This is a genomic window from Sinorhizobium terangae, from assembly GCF_009601505.1.
Taxonomy (GTDB): domain Bacteria; phylum Pseudomonadota; class Alphaproteobacteria; order Rhizobiales; family Rhizobiaceae; genus Sinorhizobium; species Sinorhizobium terangae.
In genome coordinates this window covers 150611-166108 of record NZ_WITC01000090.1, presented here as the reverse complement: position 1 = coordinate 166108, position 15498 = coordinate 150611, and the positions used below count along the sequence as shown (strand labels likewise).

The following is a 15498-nucleotide window of genomic DNA, read 5'->3' as shown; positions in this document are numbered from 1 at the left end:
ATCAAAGAGCTACAGCGCCGTGCGTCCTAAAGGACGCACGGCGCTGTAGATCACGATGTTTTTAGGTCGAATCGATCTAAAATCATAAACGTGATGATTCTAATGAGACGCGGGATACGGGCGGAAAACCGCTCACACCTTTCCTCATCCCGCTCTAACGATTGATCAGCCACAGTATGACCGAGAGCACGATGCTGAAAAGCAAGCCGGTGGTGATCGGGATGTATATGGTGAAATTCTCGCGCTCGATGAGGATATCGCCGGGCAATCGACCGAGGCCGATACGCGTGAGCCAAGGCCAGAAAATACCGACCGCAACGATAACAAGTCCGACGATGATCAGCACACGGGACATGGCGAAGGCACGTCGTATTTCACGTATTCAGCAGCCAACATCATGTTTGAATTCGCAACGCAGAGCAACGCGCGACAGCGCCGCGCGTCTTATCAGACGCTTTAGATCAACATTGGTGATGGTGCGCTCCGCACCGACCGCACCGACGCTGACAGTGCTCGTCGGGGCGGTACCGGCGAAGGTGTAGGTCGTGCCGCCGATCACGGTGTTGGGCGTTGCCACCGCAGCCGAGACGGTCGAACCATTGCCGAGCACCACCGCGCCGTCGAGACCGAAGGCGGCCGTCACGCCGCTGCCAACCACGAATGCGTTGTTGGCGGCGATGGTGTTGTTGCTGCCGAGCGAATAGAGCCGGAGCCGGTAGTTGTGTTCGGATCGCCGATGGCGGCGGAATTTGCGCCGCTGACGATATTGCCCGTGCCGATGCTGATGCTGTTTGCACCGTCGCCTGCGCGCCAGTGCCCATGGCGATGGCGCGCAGGCGATCGGCCTGCTGTTCATCTTCTCCGGCATCGTCAGAATGCTGCTCAGCATAAGCCGCTGGCGTTGGGCAGGATGGACCATGATGCTGTCGGGAGTCTTCGGCGCCGGCGCAGGGTTGGTCATTCTGGCCGAATTCCCGAAGATGGCTCCTTGGGTCCTGGCGCTCTTGCTCGGGATCGATTTCCTGGCGCATGGCTTGGCGTGGCTGCGATATGCCTATTTCCCGCAGCCGAATGGAGGTGAAGACAAAGCGGCTTCACCTCCCGCATGACCGGACTGCAGCGATCACCGCTCAAGCCGCAGCGCGATCCTGCTGCCTGTTTCCTCGGATGCCGGCTCTCGTCACAGCACCCTTATCTTTCAGCCGCAAGCAGGCCGGAGGCCATTGACCGGAAAGCGTCGATGGCCTTTGGCAGGACTTCCTTCGGATTGTCGCTGGCGGCAACCCAAAGGGCTGCGTTCAGCGCCGCACCACTAAGGAGTCTCGCCGCGGCCTCCGCGTCAACCGGTTTGAAAACTTCAGCTTCCAGCAACCGCTCCACTGTCAGCCGTGTCGCATGAAGGCAACTGCTCTGACTGGGCCATTTCGACGGATCGCCGAGCACCGCAGGTCCATCGAGCAGTACGACCCGCTGCACTTCAGGATCGAGGGCCATCTCGATATAGGCGATGCCCTCGGCGAGCAGCCCCTGCCAATCGTTTTCTGCCCGAGCGCCGATCTCTTTGGCTCGTGAGGCCATTTCACCGTCAATCTGGTTTACGACCGCAGCCAGAAGCCCACGCTTGTCTCCGAAATTGTGGTAAAGCGCGCCTCGCGTCAGGCCGACATCGGCTGTCAGCTCGTCCATAGATGCCCCGGCATAACCCTTCTCGGCGAAGGCCTTTCGCGCCGCGGTAATCAGCTTGGCGCGATTCTCTTCCATCATCTCGTGGCGGCGTTTTGCCATCCTGCCCTCAAATTTCATATACGCTACGTATGTTGATTGACATACTCGTCGTATCCGAATTAGTCTGTATACGCGACGTATATCCAATAAGGCGAAGTTTGTGAAGCTCCCCGCAACGTCGCGCGTATCTCATCAGCTTCAAAGGCGCCAGCAATTTCAAGGAAACCAGACAAACGACCAAACGCGATGCGATCTTTCCCGCAAACAGACATGCTCTTTACGAGGCGCACGGCTATTCCGCGGCGATCCGGTCCGGCGACCTGTTGTTCGTCTCCGGCCAGGTGGGCAGCCGCGAGGATGGAACGCCTGAACCGGACTTCGGACGCCAGGTGCAACTCGCATTCGATAATCTTGAAGCGACCCTGAAGGCGGCAGGCTGCACCTTCAACGATATCGTTGACATCACAACCTTCCACACCGATCCCGAAAGGCAGTTCGAGACAACAATGGGCGTAAAGAACAGGATATTCAGCGAGGCTCCCTATCCGAACTGGACGGCAGTCGGTGTCAATTGGCTCGCCGGCTTTGATTTCGAAATCAAGGTCATCGCGCGCGTCACCGACGCTGTGCAATCCGTCCGGTAGCGGCAGCCTTCGGCGCCGCGTCCAAGGAGCGCATAAAGGACCGCCAGATCGCATGTCCGTACCCGGGGGCGGAGTTTCCAGCGGCCGACGGTGCGCCGATCAGGTTGAGAGGCGGGAACGGCTGGCGCGAAGTCTGCCGCGCCGACCCGTTCAACTCGCGCTGCCATAGCGAGAGGCGGAGGTATCGCGCACGCGATCGGCGAGTGATCGGGCCTGCATCTTGCGCATCAGGTTGCCGCGATGGATTTTGACGAACAAGTGGCTTTGCGAAATCCGGTTTCGGCGATGGGAAGCGGGAAGATCGATCCACTGAGGTCATCGCCCGAGACAGCCATCTGTTCAAGACCCCCCGCAAGGAAACTTACCGGGTCGGACCGAGACGTTGCTCCGAGCCAGTGGTTTCCTGTCCGGAAAAGCGCCGCGGCCGGCACCCGTCCAGGAAAAGGCGCGCGCAATAGCGAGCCCGCTCGGCGATCTCGGCGCGATCTGGCGGCCTACGCTGGCCCAGCATGACGGCGCGCTGCGGTTCCATGATCATCATGCCTCTGAGCATTCCGATGGCTGTCGACGGATCGTCGATCTCGATTTCTCGGCGGTCGAGCTGTCGCTTCAGCCACGCCTCCATGCTTTCGGTCGTGCGACGGATGGCGAGCTCCGAGAAAGCCGCGGCGATCTCCGGAAAGCGATCGCATTCGGCGAAGACGAGACGAAGACTTAGGACCGTGTCCTCGTCCAGGGTCAGGGTCCCGTAGGTGAAGAGTATGTGCTCGAGGGCTCGCTCGAGCGGAAGCATGTCGAGATGCTCCTCGTCCAGTTCCAGCATATAGCGCGAAATGCGCTCGGAGATGACACTTCCGAACAACTCCTCCTTGGTTGGGATCAAACGATACATCGTCTTGGTGGAGACGCCGGCGCGCTCCGCCACACGTGCCATGCTGGCGCCGGCATAGCCATTGGCGTGAAACTCCTGGCGCGCGGCGTCAATGACCAGCCGTCGCGTCTCCTCGTCCGGCCGGATCTGCGGTCGTCCGCGGCGTTTTGCGACTTTGGTATTATGGACCATGATCATTTTCCAAATTCCGTTGACTTCCGGAATATTCCTGCATATTTTAGAAAATGTCAATTTTCCTAATTTGCGGACGGCGCATTTCGCCCGCGACACCGGGAAGGAATCGGACATGAGCCAGCACCAGTCAGTCTTCACTGCCGAGAATCCCTTGCCTACTGCCGAGGCGGCGCCGGGGATAGACATGCCCCGCGAGCTTGTTCCCATGCCTCCCGCGACGGCTGCGACTGGGCCGAACGCGTCCCGCAAGCGCTGGCTGCGTGCCCTGCTGTTCGCGTCGGTGGGCGTCGCTGCCTTTGCGGGCGCAGCCGATTTCGGGTGGCAGTACTGGACCGTCGGCCGCTTCGAAATTTCGACGGACGACGCCTACGTCAAGGCTGACAGCACGACGATTGCTCCGAAGGTCTCCGGTTACATCGCCGCGGTGCTCGTGGGCGACAACGAGCCGGTAAAGGCGGGGCAGATCCTCGCCCGCATCGATGACCGTGACTACAAGGTCAACCTCGAGCAGGCAAAAGCCGAGGTTGAGGCGGCCGAGGCCAATATCGCCAACAAGCAGTCGGCTCTCATCGCCCAGCAATCCGCGATCGACGCGGCGAAGGCGACGGTCGAGGCCGATAAGGCCGACGAGACCTTCGCCGAGCATGACGACAAGCGCTATGCCGAGCTCGCGAAGCAGGGTTTCGGCACCGTTCAGAACGCGCAGCAGGCCGCCTCCCGCATCGCCGCCGCACGGGCGGCGGTGACGCGCGATAGCGCAGCGCTCGCCAATGCGACCAAGCAGCTCGACGTGATAAAGGCCGAGCTCGCCCAAGCGAAGGCGGCGCTCGACAGCGCCAAGGCGGCCGAGGATCAGGCCGAATTGAACCTCTCCTACACCGCTCTCACAGCGCCCATCGACGGCGTGATTGGCAACCGCACCTTGCGTGTCGGTCAATATGTCCAGGCGGGTACGCAGCTTATGGCGGTCGTGCCGACGGATGCCGCCTATATCGTCGCAAACTACAAGGAAACCCAGCTCACCGACGTCCGCCCCGGACAGAAGGTGGAAATCGAGGTGGACACGTTTCCCGGGCTGGTCTTCAAGGGGCACGTGGACAGCATCTCGCCGGCGAGCGGCCAGGAGTTTGCGCTGCTGCCGCCGGACAATGCCACGGGCAACTTCACGAAGGTGGTGCAGCGCATACCTGTGAAGATCGCGCTTGATCACGACAGCCCGGCTTCGGTGGTGCTGCGGCCGGGTATGTCTGTCTACCCGACCATCGACACCAAATCCACCGCGACCGAGGTTGCCTCGGTGCCGAAACACATAAACTGAGGGCGCCAGACGCCCGTCTCACCAGCCAAAACTTGGCAGGAGGGTGCGATGTCCAACACGACGCAAACGCTTTCGTCCGGCTCTCCCGGCATCGCGACGGCGTCTTCTTTCGAGAAGGCGAGCACCACGGCTTGGATCTCAGTGCTCGCCGGCCTGATCGGCGCGTTCATGGCGATCCTCAATATCCAGATCACCAATGCCTCCCTGCTCGATATCGAGGGTGGCATCGGCACCGGGGTCGACAACGGCGCTTGGATATCGACCTCCTACCTGATCGGCGAGATCGTGGTGATCCCCCTCACCGATTACCTCAGTCGGGTCTTTTCCTTCCGGCGCTACATGCTGGCGAACGCCGTCCTGTTTCCGATTTTCTCCGCCGCCTGTGCCTTCGCCCATGATCTCGGCTCGATGATCGCGCTGCGCGGCCTGCAGGGCTTCGCCGGCGGTGTGCTCATTCCGATGGCTTTCACCATGGTGCTGACCAAACTGCCAAAGGCGCAGCAACCGTTCGGGCTGGCGCTGTTTGCGCTGTCGGTCACCTTCGCGCCGGCAATCGGCCCGACCATTGGCGGCTACCTCACCGAAAACCACGGCTGGCAGTCCATCTTCTTCGTCAATACACCGCCCAGCCTCGTGATGGTCATCGCGCTCTATTTTACGCTCGAGAAGAAGCCCATGCAGCTTTCGCTGCTCAAGGAAGGCGACTGGGCCGGCATCGTCACTATGGCGATCGGGCTTTCGGCGCTGCAGACGGTGCTCGAAGAGGGCAACAAGGACGACTGGTTCCAGTCGCCGTTCATCGTCAAGCTCGCCGTGACAGCAGCCGTGTTCCTCACCGCCTTCGTCGTCATCGAGCTGACGGTTGCAAAGCCACTGGTTCAGTTGCGCCTGCTCAAGCAACGCAACTTCGGCGTGGGCGTTCTCGTCAACGTGCTGGTCGGCGTCGCGCTGTTCGGCACTGTCTACATCCTGCCCCAGTACCTCGGCCAGGTGCAGCGTTATAATGCCGAGCAGATCGGGTTCGTGCTCGCCTGGACCGGCTTGCCACAGCTCCTCATCATTCCGCTCGTGCCGCTGCTAATGAAGCGGTTTGACGCACGCTACATCGGCTTCGTCGGCATCAGCATCTTTGCGGCAAGCTGTTTCATGAACATTACCCTGTCGCTCGATAGCGCCGGCGACCAGTTTTTCGTGCCCAACATCGTGCGCGCCATAGGTCAGGCGTTAGTGTTGACGCCAATCACCGTGATCACGACAGCCGGCATTGCCCCGAGCGAGGCGGCTGCCGCTTCGGGCCTTTCCAACATGCTGCGCAATTTGGGTGGTGCAGTTGGCACAGCTACGCTCGCAACGGTATTGACCAAGCGCGAGCAGTTCCATTCGAACATCATCGGCCAATCCGTCACGATTTATCGCGATGAGGTGCGCGACAGGATCGGCGATTTGACGCAATACTTCATGGCACATGGTGTTTCCGACATCGCTGTTGCGCAACACAAGGCGATCGCCGCGATCGGCGCGACGGTGCGCCGCCAGGCTCTGATCCTCGGATTCAGCGACACGTTCGCCGTGATCGGAACGGTCCTTGCGCTCGCCGCCGTCGTGCTGCTCTTTACGAGAAAGATCCAGGTCGGAGCCGGCGCTGCGGGCGGCGCCCACTGAGCGGTCGATCGTCTCTCGCGGCAAGGTGATCAAATGAAGTGGCCTGCCCCAACGCGTCCTGGCGATACATGCACGTCGAGAGCGAGGTCGTCGAGATCACGCCTTCCCGCTCGAGGCCCGATCGGGGCATTGCAATCATTCTAAGCCGCACGATCAACCAGCGTGGCGAGGTCGTCCAAATTCTCGGATAAGGGTGCTTGGGAAAGGTTGATGGCGGACAGAGAGGGATTCGAACCCTCGATACGCTTTCACGTATACACGCGTTCCAGGCGTGCGCCTTCAACCACTCGGCCACCTGTCCATCCTTGAAGCAGCCGCTGGTCAATCCGGCTGGATGGGGAAGAGCAAGCTCTTCCGGCGTGCGCCGGACGAAGCGGCGGACGGGCGCGATATATACCGATGATCGACGCGGGATCAACTGCTTTCTGACAGTTTATTGACATCTTGTGCGATGGCCTTGGCGAAGTCGACCGTTGCACTCGCAACTTGCGGCGACTATTTCTTGGCGCACAAGCGTAAATGATCGGAGAAGCGCGCATCGGCGCGCATCGGGCCATGGAGGCCGAAGGGACGAAGATGCGGTTGCTGCTGAGGCTTGCAAGCTTTCTCGCGCTGGCGGTGGCCGTGCTTGCCGGGACCGTCGACGCGATCCAGTCGGTTGCCGCCTCGCAGCCGGCAATGACCTCGCTCGCCGATGCCATATCCGCCCTTGGCCCGGATGCACTCAACTGGGTGCACGGCCTGCAGCGCACCGACGCCGGCCCTGCCATCTGGCTGGCGGCGCTGCAATGGCTCCTTGCCCGGCCCGCTTTCGCGGTGTTCTTGGCGCTCGCCCTGCTGCTGTGGATGGCAGGTTACAAGAAACGCCCCGCCGCCGGGCGATTTGCCGCCTGATCGCGGCTATAGCGCCGAGTCTGGTTAGATGCGCGGCGCTGTAGGAACGGCGTGCCGATTGCCCCCTGGAATGAGCGTCCGGCGACCTCTCGCCGGGCGCCGTATCTTTTTTACCATCCGAAAAATTTTGAGTGTTTTTTTGCGGAAGCCGTGCAAGGATGCGCCCACCCAAGCCTTAACAAGAGAGGGGCGGGTTGCGCGGAGGGGGCCTTGGCTGGGCTGCCGCCAGACCCGATAAGATCAATAGCACAACAGGGCTGCACGATGAAAAAAACCATTCTCGGTCTCTTTGCTTTCTCCATGATGTCCGCGACGGCACTGGCCGCCGACATCAAGCCGGCGATCATCTACGATCTCGGCGGCAAGTTCGACAAATCCTTCAACGAAGCGGCATTTAACGGCGCCGAAAAGTTCAAGACCGAATCCGGTATCGAATACCGCGAATTCGAGATCGCCAACGATGCGCAGCGCGAACAGGCGCTGCGCCGCTTCGCCAGCGACGGCAACAGCCCGATCGTGATGGCCGGCTTCAACTGGGCGGCATCGCTCGAGAAGATTGCCGCGGAATATCCGGATACGAAATTCGCGATCATCGACATGGTGGTCGAAAAGCCGAACGTCAAATCGATCGTCTTCAAGGAGCAGGAAGGCTCCTATCTCGTCGGCGTGCTTGCCGGTCTCGCCTCCAAGTCGAAGACAGTCAGCTTTGTCGGCGGCATGGACATCCCGCTGATCCACAAGTTCGCCTGCGGCTATGTCGGCGGCGCCAAGTCGGTTGGCGCGGACGTCAAGGTGCTCGAGGCCTATACCGGCACGACGCCGGACGCCTGGAACGATCCGGTCAAGGGCGGTGAAATCGCGAAGTCCCAGATCGACCAGGGCGCGGACGTCGTCTACCACGCCGCCGGCGGTACCGGCGTGGGCGTGCTGCAGGCAGCAGCGGATGCCGGCAAGCTCGGTATCGGCGTCGACTCCAACCAGAACATGCTGCAGCCAGGCAAGGTTTTGACCTCGATGCTGAAGCGCGTCGACGTCGCCGTCTATGAATCCTTCATGGCGGCCAAGAACGACAAGTTCGAGTTCGGCATTTCCAACCTCGGCCTCAAGGAAGACGGCGTCGGCTATGCCCTCGACGACAACAACAAGGCCCTGATCACGCCCGAGATGCACGACGCGGTCGAAAAGGTGAAGGCCGACATCATTGCCGGCAAGGTCCAGGTGCACGACTACATGAGCACCGAATCCTGCCCCTACTAATTGCGGTGACCTGACATCAAGAGGCCGCCTGCTTCGAGTGAAGCAGGCGGCCTTTTCGTTCGACTGTTACGGATCTTTGCGCGTCTCAAAAGACGCGCGGCGCTGTCGGCGGAGCATCATGAAACGCGGCTTGCGCCCCGTTCTCTCGACTGGCTTAGTAATGCGGCGGGCGGGTCACCGGTATCGCATCGCGCGTCTGCTCCTCGAGACTCAGGAAGCGCTCCGTCAGGCGGTCGAGCTTCGCCCGGGCCTGTTCGACCACCTTCCACTGCTCGGCCAACTGGTCCGACAGTTCCTCGATGACCTTCGTCTGGTGCGCCACCATTTCTTCGAGACGCGTGATCCGGTCGTCTGCGTCGCTCATGTGATTGCTCCTGCGCCTGTGGTTATCGGCAAGTTGTCCAAGACGAACGCGCTGTCAAGCGATCGACACTACGCGCCGACTGCCGCCTTTTGAGGCGAAAAACCGGGATCGCGTGCCGAAAGCCTCTTGTGGAGATGCACCATCATGCCGGCAGCAAAGAGCGGTGTCAGCAGGTTGAGCAGCGGCACAGTCAGGAAGGCCGCCAGCACAAGCCCCGCCAGAAACACGGTCGAGCGGTGCTTGACACGAAAGAGCCGGGCCTCGGCAGGCGGACGATAGCGCATGGCGGCGAACTCAAAAAATTCCCGCCCGAGCAGATAACCGTTGACGAGAAAGAAGGCGATGAGATTGACGCCCGGCACGAGCAGCAGCAGGAGCGCAACGATGTTGCCGAGGATGACGACGCCCAGGAATTTCGCCGATCCGGTCATCGCCGCCACGAGCGGCAGCGGCTTGCCCGGCGCGCCATCGGGATAGTCGCGCGTCTCGATCACCTCGGCAACGTCATCGAGGAAGAAGCCGGCGATGAGTGCGGTGACCGGCGCGAGCAGTAGGGCGAGCGCCAGAGCCAGGCCCAGACTCGCGAAGATACCAACGATGAATGTGAGCCAGCCGGCCCATTCTGGCGTGCCCGGCATCAGCGTGTCGAACCAAGGCAGCGCCAGCCAGACGAACAGCTCGCGCACCGCAAACCAGAGTGCGACGAGCGCCAGCAACGTCAGTCCGATGACCTTCCAGAAGACCGCGCGGGTCTCCGCCGCAAAGAGATTGGCGAAGGCAAGCCGCGCCGCATCGAGAATCATGACCGCTCTCCATCGAGAACAGCGCCGCGCGTCAGATAAGACGCGCAAAGGACGCTGCAGCACTTTCAGTTGCTGCATGTTTCATCCTTCAATCGGGCTATGATTGACGGAAACATGCAGAAGGTGGCTCAAGCCCATGTAGGCAGGTCGATTGCGAACGGCAAGATAGGCAGCAATTGCCGCCAGCGACGGTCCACGGGGCGCTGCAAGCCGTACCGCACCGCCGTCTCGCCACGCAAAAATCGCGGATCATTCTCCCCGCCGCTGGCAAACGGGGCGCAGGGCGATATGCTATGCCTAAAATCGATGCAGGGCTGCGTTGCGCCGGAAATGTCCCGCGGCCAGCCAGGGAGACCAAATGACCAATCAGAAAACGCTCGCGAGCCTCGCGGTCCTTGTTCAGTCGGGCAAGCTCGATCCTGTCAAACTCGTCGAAGAGACGTTTCATCGCATCGAAGCGCATCCGGACCGGTCGATCTTCGTTGGGCTGACGCGCGACCGCGCAATCAAGGAAGCGCAGGCCGCCTCGAGCCGCCTCAAGGCCGGGCGCTCGCTCGGCCTGCTCGATGGGCTGCCCGTCGCCTGGAAGGATCTTTTCGACCTTGCCGGCAGCGTGACGACGGCGGGTTCCGTCGTCTTCAAAGACAACCCGCCCGCAGCGGCGGACGCTCCCGTGGTCGGCGCGCTTGCGGCCGCCGGCATGGTCAGCGTCGGCCGCACGAACATGAGCGAGTTTGCCTTCTCCGGCCTCGGCATCAACCCGCACTATGGAACGCCGCGCAATCCTGCGTCGCCCGATGTGCATCGGATCCCCGGCGGCTCTTCCTCCGGTTCGGCCGCGGCTGTCGCCGCCGGCCTTGTGCCGCTCGCGATCGGCACGGACACGGGCGGCTCGGTACGCATCCCGGCGGCGATGACCGGCATCGTCGGCTACAAGGCGACGCGCGGCCGCTATGCGATGAAGGGCGTGTTTCCGCTCGCCGAGAGCCTCGATGCGCTCGGCCCCCTCTGCCATACGGTGCAGGACGCGGTGTGGGCGGATGCCGCCATGCACAGCCTGACGGCGCCGGTCATCCGCCGCGCCGAGCTTGCCGATCTGTCGCTTGTCATTCCGGAAACGATCGTCTTCGACGAGGCCGAACCGGAGGTGGTCGCGGCCTTCGAGGCGGCGATCAAGAGGTTGGAAGCAGTCGGCGTCAGAGTCAGGCGCGCAGCCTTCCCGAGCTTTGCCGCCGTGTTCGATCTGATGGCGCGCCATGGCGCACTGGTGACGGCTGAAGCCTACGCCCTCCACCGCGAGCGCCTCGCCGGCCCCGAAGCGGCAAAGATCGATCCGCGCGTAGTCACCCGCACCCGGCTCGGCGAGAAGATCACCCTCAGTGATTACATCACCCTTCTCGACGCACGCGATCAATTGATCCATGAAACGGTCGAGAGCCTGGCGCTCGGCGAGCTGATCGCGCATCCGACATTGCCGCATGTCGCCCCGCCGGTCGCACCGCTTCTTTCCGACGACGAGCTTTTCTTCAAGATCAACGCGAAGACGTTGCGCAATACGTTGATCGGCAATTTCCTCGATTTCTGCGGCGTTTCCATCCCGTGCGGGACGGGCGCTGCCGGCATGCCGGTCGGCTTCCTCCTCTCGGCGCCGCATCACCAGGACGACCGGCTGCTTGGCGCGGCGCTCGCTGCCGAGGCGACCATCCGGGGTGAGGCATGATCATCTGCTTCGACATCGGCGGATCTGCGATCAAGGGTGCCATTACGCACTCGCCGGAACGGATATTCCCTCTGCCGCGGCGCACCACGCCGCTCAACGACTTTCGCCGCTTTGTCGCGACACTCGAGTCGGTGCTCGACGAGGCGGGCGGCCTGCCGCAACGGGTGGCGATCTCGATTACCGGGGTCATCGATCCGCAGACCCGCCGGATCAAATGCGCCAACATTCCCTGCATCGACGGCCGGGAGCTTGCCGCCGAGCTCGAGGCGGCCTTGCACCTGCCCGTGGTGATAGCCAATGACGCCGATTGTTTCGCGCTTGCCGAGGCCGGCATCGGTGCGGGGCGCGGTCACCGGATCGTCTTCGGTGCGATTCTTGGTACCGGGGTCGGTGGCGGCCTGGTGGTCGACGGCAAGCTGATCAATGCCGATGGCGGCTTTGCCGGCGAATGGGGGCATGCGCCGGCCGTCGCCTCCGAGGCGGGACATCCGCCCATTTCCATACCGATCTTCGACTGCGGTTGCGGGCAGCGCGGCTGCGTCGACACCGTCGGCGGTGCGCGCGGGCTCGAAAGGCTGCACATGACAGTGCACGGCAAGTCCCTCTCCAGCCACGAGATCATTGAGGCCTGGGAGAATGGGGATGAAGAAGCAGCGCGCACGATCGACGTTTTTGTCGATCTCGTCAGTTCGCCCCTGGCGCTCGTCATCAACATAACCGGCGCGACCGTCGTGCCGGTCGGCGGCGGCCTTTCCAACTCGGAAGCCCTGCTTGGCGAAATCGACGGCGCCGTGCGCGACCGAATCCTCCGGCAGTTTGATCGGCCGCTGGTCGTGCGCGGGGAATGCCGGCTGGAACCGGGCCTGATCGGCGCGGCGTTGCTCGGCTTTGGAGGAAAGGGCGCATGAGCGGCATCCTGCTCGAAGTCTGCGTCGACGACCCCGACGGCCTGGCGGCAGCGATCGAGGGCGGCGCCGATCGGATCGAGCTCTGCTCGGCCCTTGCCGTCGGCGGCTTGACGCCAAGCCCGGGATTGATGGCGCTCGCCGGTCCCCCTCCGGTGCCGGTCTACGCAATGATCCGCCCCCGTCCCGGCGATTTCGTCTACGGCCCAACCGATCTCGACGCCATGCGCCGGGACATCGATGCGGCCCGCGACTCCGGGCTTGCAGGGGTCGTCCTCGGCGCATCGCTCGCAGATGGCCGGCTCGACGCGCGGATGCTCTGCAAGCTTACCGGCCACGCGGCGGGATTGGGGCTGACACTTCATCGAGCCTTCGATCTCGTTCCGGATTTCGCCGAGGCGATAGCGATCGCAGAAGATTTGGGATTTGAAAGGATTCTGACCTCGGGCGGCGCGAAAAGCGCGCCGGAAGCGGTCGACACCCTGGCGCGCCTCGTCGAACTGGCGGCAGGTCGGATTTCCGTGATGCCCGGCGCCGGCGTTAGCGTCGACACGATCGATGCGCTGCTGCCGAGGCTCGCCGTAACGGAGGTCCACTCCTCCTGCTCCGTTCGTGAGCCGGCTCAGGACCCGCGGCTGGTGGCAATGGGCTTCGTCTCGGGAGAGAGGCGCCGGACGGATGCGGCGACGGTCAAGGCACTGAAGGCGCGGATTGGTACCGTCTGCATCTAAATTGAGTCGAACCGCCCGGAGATCACCCCTCCCCAACCCCTCCCCACAAGGGGGAGGGACTTAATCCGCCGCACCGTCTTCGCGCCCTTTTCCGCGTTGCGACAAACCCGGTGGTTCAAGGATGGTGGGCCGTTGCGCCGGCGCAAAAGCCCCTCCCCCCTTGTGGGGAGGGGCTGGGAGAGGACTCAAAGCCGCCTCCACTAATCCCAGCTACAGCCGAGGCATTACGCCGAAAAGACCTGCTCTCCGCCGATCCAGGTGGAACTCATGCCAAGTTCCGGCGTCAACAGCACGAAGTCGGCGTCCGTCCCGGGCAAGAGCCGTCCCTTATGGGAGGCAATGCCCATGACATCGGCCGGGTAGGCGGAGGCCATGCGGATCGCCTCCTCGATCGGCAGGCCGAGTTTTTCGTGTACGAAGCGGACCGAGGACAGCATGTCGATGTCTGCTCCGGCAAGCGTCCCGTCGGCAAGCGTCAGGCGGCCGCCCTGGCGCAGGATTTCGCGGCCGTTGAGATGGAAGGTGGTCATGTCGGTGCCGATCGGCGACATCGCGTCGGTCACCAGGAAAATCTGCCCCGGACCCTTCTTGCCCCTAAGCGCGATGCCCATCGACGCCGGATCGACATGGAAGCCGTCGGCGATCAAACCGGCATGCAGCGTGCCCGTCGCGAGCGCCGCGCCGACGACGCCGGGTTCGCGGTGGCCGAGACCGCTCATCGCGTTGAAGAGATGGGTGACCGTCCGGGCGCCGGCCCTGGCGTAGCTGCAAGCCGTGTCGTAGCCGACATCCGTATGACCCAGGCTGACGACGACGCCGGCGTCACAAAGGGCGCGCACCTGCTCTCGCGTCGCGTTTTCCGGGGCAACCGTCACCATCAGGCAGCCCAGGGCACGCGCGCAGGCGACCATTTCCCCAAGGTCGGCATCGTCCATCGGGCGAATGAGCGACGGATCATGCGCCCCCTTGCGGGCGATCGAAAGATGCGGGCCTTCAAGATGCAGGCCGAGAAAGCCGGCGACGGCAGCCTTCTTCGCCTCGAGGCCGGCCTGAATGGCCGCAGTCCGCACTTCGCGGGTGTCGGTGATCAGCGTCGGCAGCAGCGCGGTGGTGCCGAATTTCGCATGCGCGGCGCAAATCTGCCGAATGCCGTCGAGCGTCGGTTGCTCGTTGAGGAGCGCGCCGCCGCCGCCGTTGACCTGCAGGTCGATGAAACCCGGAACGAGAAGCAGGCCGTGTGCGTCGACCATATCGGCATCGGCGGGTGCGGCGGATGCCGGAACGATCGCCTTCACCCGGCCCGCCTCTACAACGAGGACCGCGCCGTCGTGCCAGTCGATGCCGTCGAAGATCCGCGCGCCGGTGATTTTCTTCTTCGCAGTCATCGTGTCTCCGTTACCTTCTTGAGGCTTTCCGGTGCATCCGGATTGAGGCCGCGCGAACGCGACCAGGCTTCGACGAAGCCGTAGAACGGCAGGATCAGCGTCAGCGCATCGGTGATCGGATGTCCCGTTTCGACGAAGGGCAGGCGTTTCGCCTTCTGGGCCCGCGCCGAAGTGACATGCACGACCGCACCCTTGGTGCTCATGCCATCGGCGCTTTCGACCACCGAGGCCTCTGCCGCGTCCCGGGCGGCGAGCGCCAGCACCGGAAATTTGGCGCCGACCAGCGCCACCGGACCATGCAGCACCTCCGCCGAGGAATAGGCTTCGGCATGCATGCCGGACGTTTCCTTGAACTTCAACGCCGCTTCGCTGGCGATCGCCAGCGCCGGGCCACGGCCGAGCACGTAAAGCGATTCGGCCTCGCCGAGATCGGCGGCGAAATCCTGCCAATCGAGCTTCACAGCCTTGGCGAACTGGTTCGGCAGGTCGGCGACGGCACGCTTGAGTGCCGCGTCTCCCGTCCATTCGCCGAGTACGGTGAGGCCCGCGACGATCGAGTTAACATAGGACTTTGTCGCGGCGACGGCGAGTTCGGGACCGGCAAGAATATCGAGCGGATGGGTGCAGGCCTCGGCGATCGGCGAGGGCACCGTGTTCGTGAGCGCGATCGACACCGCACCGGCGCGTGTCGCCGATTGCGCCATCGCCACGATGTCGGGACTCTTGCCTGACTGGGAAATCGCGATTGCCGCCGCGCTGCCGAGTTTGAGGTTGGCGCCATAGATCGAGGCGAGCGACGGCCCGAGCGAAGCGACCGGGCGCCCGGCCGTGAGCTCGATCGCATATTTCAGGAACAGCGCCGCATGATCGGAGGAGCCGCGGGCGATCGTCACCAGGAACGCGGGATCCTTGGCGTTCAGCGCCGCACCGGCCGCTTTCAGCGCGTTGGCAGAACCCTCCAGCAACCGCGCAGCGGCTTCCGGGATCTCATCGATTTCTCGCCGCATGTTGGTTTGCATCATCC

General features: G+C 63.0%; 17 protein-coding genes and 1 tRNA gene. 9 read left to right on the top strand and 9 right to left on the bottom strand.

All coding sequences use genetic code 11. From position 1 onward, the window contains the following. Nucleotides 1-154: 154 nt before the first annotated feature. Nucleotides 155-355, bottom strand: a complete 201-nt coding sequence (locus tag GHK62_RS21920) for a DUF2905 domain-containing protein (RefSeq protein WP_153441193.1) — start codon at nucleotides 353-355, stop codon at nucleotides 155-157. A gap of 27 nt (nucleotides 356-382) precedes the next feature. Then, on the bottom strand, nucleotides 383-961 hold the full coding sequence (locus tag GHK62_RS34895; RefSeq protein WP_202982051.1) for a hypothetical protein: 579 nt from the start codon (nucleotides 959-961) through the stop codon (nucleotides 383-385). Here GHK62_RS34895 and GHK62_RS21910 point away from each other — a divergent pair. After that, the gene (locus GHK62_RS21910) at nucleotides 876-1109 is read left to right on the top strand and encodes a hypothetical protein (protein ID WP_153441210.1); all 234 of its coding nucleotides are present in this window, start codon (nucleotides 876-878) and stop codon (nucleotides 1107-1109) included. The two genes, GHK62_RS34895 and GHK62_RS21910, sit on opposite strands and share 86 nt — an antisense overlap. 82 nt (nucleotides 1110-1191) lie before the next feature. Here the strand turns inward: GHK62_RS21910 and GHK62_RS21905 are convergent, their stop codons facing one another. Next, nucleotides 1192-1785 carry a TetR/AcrR family transcriptional regulator gene (locus GHK62_RS21905; RefSeq protein ID WP_184108400.1) on the bottom strand — a complete coding sequence of 198 codons (594 nt, stop codon included), beginning with the start codon at nucleotides 1783-1785 and terminating at the stop codon, nucleotides 1192-1194. 131 nt (nucleotides 1786-1916) lie between these two features. Between GHK62_RS21905 and GHK62_RS21900 the strand changes: the two genes are divergently transcribed. After that, complete coding sequence (locus GHK62_RS21900; RefSeq protein WP_184108446.1) at nucleotides 1917-2369, top strand: RidA family protein; 453 nt, start codon at nucleotides 1917-1919, stop codon at nucleotides 2367-2369. Nucleotides 2370-2730: 361 nt separating this feature from the next. Here the strand turns inward: GHK62_RS21900 and GHK62_RS21895 are convergent, their stop codons facing one another. Next, the gene (locus tag GHK62_RS21895; protein ID WP_153441191.1) at nucleotides 2731-3432 is read right to left on the bottom strand and encodes a TetR/AcrR family transcriptional regulator; all 702 of its coding nucleotides are present in this window, start codon (nucleotides 3430-3432) and stop codon (nucleotides 2731-2733) included. Nucleotides 3433-3547: 115 nt separating this feature from the next. Here GHK62_RS21895 and GHK62_RS21890 point away from each other — a divergent pair, with 115 nt between their 5' ends. Further along, complete coding sequence (locus GHK62_RS21890; protein WP_153441190.1) at nucleotides 3548-4753, top strand: HlyD family secretion protein; 1206 nt, start codon at nucleotides 3548-3550, stop codon at nucleotides 4751-4753. Nucleotides 4754-4801: 48 nt separating this feature from the next. Then, nucleotides 4802-6415, top strand: a complete 1614-nt coding sequence (locus tag GHK62_RS21885) for a DHA2 family efflux MFS transporter permease subunit (protein WP_153441189.1) — start codon at nucleotides 4802-4804, stop codon at nucleotides 6413-6415. 211 nt (nucleotides 6416-6626) lie between these two features. Here GHK62_RS21885 and GHK62_RS21880 read toward each other — a convergent pair. After that, nucleotides 6627-6716: transfer RNA gene (locus GHK62_RS21880), tRNA-Ser, on the bottom strand. A gap of 275 nt (nucleotides 6717-6991) precedes the next feature. Between GHK62_RS21880 and GHK62_RS21875 the strand changes: the two genes are divergently transcribed. Both GHK62_RS21875 and GHK62_RS21870 read left to right on the top strand, forming a co-directional pair. Then, nucleotides 6992-7309, top strand: coding sequence for a hypothetical protein (locus tag GHK62_RS21875; RefSeq protein WP_153441209.1), 318 nt, complete (start codon nucleotides 6992-6994; stop codon nucleotides 7307-7309). A gap of 264 nt (nucleotides 7310-7573) precedes the next feature. Then, on the top strand, nucleotides 7574-8566 hold the full coding sequence (locus GHK62_RS21870; RefSeq protein WP_153441188.1) for a BMP family lipoprotein: 993 nt from the start codon (nucleotides 7574-7576) through the stop codon (nucleotides 8564-8566). Between the two features lie 154 nt (nucleotides 8567-8720). On the opposite strand, the gene GHK62_RS21865 is transcribed toward GHK62_RS21870, so the two are convergent. Beyond that, complete coding sequence (locus GHK62_RS21865) at nucleotides 8721-8930, bottom strand: SlyX family protein (protein WP_153441187.1); 210 nt, start codon at nucleotides 8928-8930, stop codon at nucleotides 8721-8723. Nucleotides 8931-8998: 68 nt separating this feature from the next. Further along, entirely contained in the window at nucleotides 8999-9733 is a 735-nt protein-coding gene (locus GHK62_RS21860) for a sulfate transporter family protein (RefSeq protein WP_153441186.1), read from the bottom strand. Between the two features lie 358 nt (nucleotides 9734-10091). On the opposite strand from GHK62_RS21860, the gene GHK62_RS21855 reads away from it, so the two are divergent. The 3 genes from GHK62_RS21855 to GHK62_RS21845 are packed head-to-tail and all read left to right on the top strand — an operon-like array spanning nucleotide 10092 to nucleotide 13089. Next, nucleotides 10092-11453 (top strand): amidase, encoded by a 1362-nt coding sequence (locus GHK62_RS21855; protein WP_153441185.1) that lies wholly within the window; start codon nucleotides 10092-10094, stop codon nucleotides 11451-11453. Beyond that, nucleotides 11450-12361 (top strand): ROK family protein, encoded by a 912-nt coding sequence (locus GHK62_RS21850; protein WP_153441184.1) that lies wholly within the window; start codon nucleotides 11450-11452, stop codon nucleotides 12359-12361. Before GHK62_RS21855 ends, GHK62_RS21850 begins: the two co-directional genes overlap by 4 nt. Continuing rightward, nucleotides 12358-13089, top strand: coding sequence for a copper homeostasis protein CutC (locus GHK62_RS21845; protein WP_153441183.1), 732 nt, complete (start codon nucleotides 12358-12360; stop codon nucleotides 13087-13089). The genes GHK62_RS21850 and GHK62_RS21845 overlap by 4 nt, the downstream gene beginning before the upstream one ends. A 224-nt stretch (nucleotides 13090-13313) precedes the next feature. Here GHK62_RS21845 and nagA read toward each other — a convergent pair whose 3' ends face one another. Continuing rightward, nucleotides 13314-14474, bottom strand: a complete 1161-nt coding sequence (nagA, locus tag GHK62_RS21840; protein ID WP_153441182.1) for an N-acetylglucosamine-6-phosphate deacetylase — start codon at nucleotides 14472-14474, stop codon at nucleotides 13314-13316. After that, the gene (locus tag GHK62_RS21835; RefSeq protein WP_153441181.1) at nucleotides 14471-15493 is read right to left on the bottom strand and encodes an SIS domain-containing protein; all 1023 of its coding nucleotides are present in this window, start codon (nucleotides 15491-15493) and stop codon (nucleotides 14471-14473) included. The genes nagA and GHK62_RS21835 overlap by 4 nt, the downstream gene beginning before the upstream one ends. Nucleotides 15494-15498 lie beyond the last annotated feature (5 nt).

Bases quoted from the DNA above. Each gene is read 5' to 3' on its own strand.
- GHK62_RS21920 (WP_153441193.1), bottom strand. From the start codon at position 355: ATGTCCCGTGTGCTGATCATCGTCGGACTTGTTATCGTTGCGGTCGGT.
- GHK62_RS21910 (WP_153441210.1), top strand. From the start codon at position 876: ATGCTGCTCAGCATAAGCCGCTGGCGTTGGGCAGGATGGACCATGATG.
- GHK62_RS34895 (WP_202982051.1), bottom strand. From the start codon at position 961: ATGACCAACCCTGCGCCGGCGCCGAAGACTCCCGACAGCATCATGGTC.
- GHK62_RS21905 (WP_184108400.1), bottom strand. From the start codon at position 1,785: ATGGCAAAACGCCGCCACGAGATGATGGAAGAGAATCGCGCCAAGCTG.
- GHK62_RS21895 (WP_153441191.1), bottom strand. From the start codon at position 3,432: ATGGTCCATAATACCAAAGTCGCAAAACGCCGCGGACGACCGCAGATC.
- GHK62_RS21890 (WP_153441190.1), top strand. From the start codon at position 3,548: ATGAGCCAGCACCAGTCAGTCTTCACTGCCGAGAATCCCTTGCCTACT.
- GHK62_RS21885 (WP_153441189.1), top strand. From the start codon at position 4,802: ATGTCCAACACGACGCAAACGCTTTCGTCCGGCTCTCCCGGCATCGCG.
- GHK62_RS21875 (WP_153441209.1), top strand. From the start codon at position 6,992: ATGCGGTTGCTGCTGAGGCTTGCAAGCTTTCTCGCGCTGGCGGTGGCC.
- GHK62_RS21870 (WP_153441188.1), top strand. From the start codon at position 7,574: ATGAAAAAAACCATTCTCGGTCTCTTTGCTTTCTCCATGATGTCCGCG.
- GHK62_RS21865 (WP_153441187.1), bottom strand. From the start codon at position 8,930: ATGAGCGACGCAGACGACCGGATCACGCGTCTCGAAGAAATGGTGGCG.
- GHK62_RS21860 (WP_153441186.1), bottom strand. From the start codon at position 9,733: ATGATTCTCGATGCGGCGCGGCTTGCCTTCGCCAATCTCTTTGCGGCG.
- GHK62_RS21855 (WP_153441185.1), top strand. From the start codon at position 10,092: ATGACCAATCAGAAAACGCTCGCGAGCCTCGCGGTCCTTGTTCAGTCG.
- GHK62_RS21850 (WP_153441184.1), top strand. From the start codon at position 11,450: ATGATCATCTGCTTCGACATCGGCGGATCTGCGATCAAGGGTGCCATT.
- GHK62_RS21845 (WP_153441183.1), top strand. From the start codon at position 12,358: ATGAGCGGCATCCTGCTCGAAGTCTGCGTCGACGACCCCGACGGCCTG.
- nagA (WP_153441182.1), bottom strand. From the start codon at position 14,474: ATGACTGCGAAGAAGAAAATCACCGGCGCGCGGATCTTCGACGGCATC.
- GHK62_RS21835 (WP_153441181.1), bottom strand. From the start codon at position 15,493: ATGCAAACCAACATGCGGCGAGAAATCGATGAGATCCCGGAAGCCGCT.